This is a genomic window from Actinoplanes sp. NPDC089786, from assembly GCF_040684855.1.
In the GTDB taxonomy this organism is placed as follows: domain Bacteria; phylum Actinomycetota; class Actinomycetes; order Mycobacteriales; family Micromonosporaceae; genus Actinoplanes.
In genome coordinates, this window is sequence record NZ_JBFBGU010000082.1 from 1 (window position 1) to 1,184 (window position 1,184).

The 1,184-nt window shown below is 67.1% G+C and carries 2 protein-coding genes; both read left to right on the forward strand.

The genetic code is table 11. The features are described from left to right. A partial coding sequence (locus AB0O15_RS48005) for a hypothetical protein (RefSeq protein WP_364334955.1) occupies positions 1-188 on the forward strand: 188 nt, incomplete at its 5' end. Between the two features lie 277 nt (positions 189-465). Next, on the forward strand, positions 466-1,158 hold the full coding sequence (locus tag AB0O15_RS48010; RefSeq protein ID WP_364334958.1) for an integrase core domain-containing protein: 693 nt from the start codon (positions 466-468) through the stop codon (positions 1,156-1,158). Positions 1,159-1,184 lie beyond the last annotated feature (26 nt).

Below are 1,184 nucleotides of genomic sequence, written 5' to 3' on the forward strand. Positions count from 1 at the left end.
TGTGCCGTTCGGAAACCCGGCCGCGGGGTCTGACGTGCGGTTTGTCCGGCACCCTGGCCCGCTCCCATGGTCATGCTGACGCCATGATCCTGTCGTTCGGGTATCTCATCCTGCGCCGGCTGCTGCAACTGGCGATCCTGGTGCTGCGTGGCAATCGCGCTAACGAGGTGGAGATCCTGGTGCTGTGACATCAGGTCGCCGTACTGCGCCGCCAAGTCCATCGACCCGATCTGGAGCCCGCCGATCGGGCGGTGCTCTCTGCGTTGTCTCGGCTGCTGCCGCGCCCTCGCTGGGCGGCGTTCTTCGTCACCCCGGCCACGCTGTTGCGGTGGCATCGCCGCCTGGTCACCCGCAAGTGGACCTACCCGAACCGGCCGGGCCGGCCGGCGGTACGGGCTGAGATCCGGGCCCTGGTGCTGCGTCTGGCCGCGGAGAACTCGACTTGGGGGTGCCGTCGTATCCAGGGTGAGCTGGTCGGGTGGGGATACCGGGTCGCGTCTGTCCAGCACGGTGTGGGCGATCCTGACCAAAGCCGGCGTTGATCCGGCGCCCCGCAGCGGCGGGCCGACCTGGACGCAGTTCCTGACCGCCCAGGCCAGAGGGCTGCTTGCCTGTGACTTCCTACACGTCGACACGATCGGCCTAACCCGCGTCTATGTGTTGTTCCTGATGGAGTTAGCCACCCGGCGAGTACACATCCTGGGCGTCACCACCAACCCGACCGGCCAGTGGGTGGCACAGCAGGCCCGTAACCTGATGATGAACCTCGGACACCGGGCCGCACCGTTGCGGCTCCTGATACGAGACCGGGACACCAAGTACACCGCCGCTTTCGACGAGGTATTCGCCGCCGAGGACATCGAGATCCTGCGGACACCGCCCCAGGCGCCCCGCGCGAACGCCTACGCGGAGCGCTGGGTGCGGACAGTACGCCGGGAATGCCTGGACCGGATCCTGATCTACAACCCGCGGCACCTGAGCGCCACGCTCGACGAGTACGTCCGTCACTACAACGAGCACCGGCCGCATCAAAGCCGTGAACAACGCCCGCCCACTCAGGACGCGTGCCCCGTGCCGGTCACGGATCTGGCCACCGTGCGAGTACGCCGCCGGCGCGTCCTCAACGGGCTGATCAACGAGTATTCCCAGGCTGCGTAACCGAAGCCGGATTTTCGAACGGTACA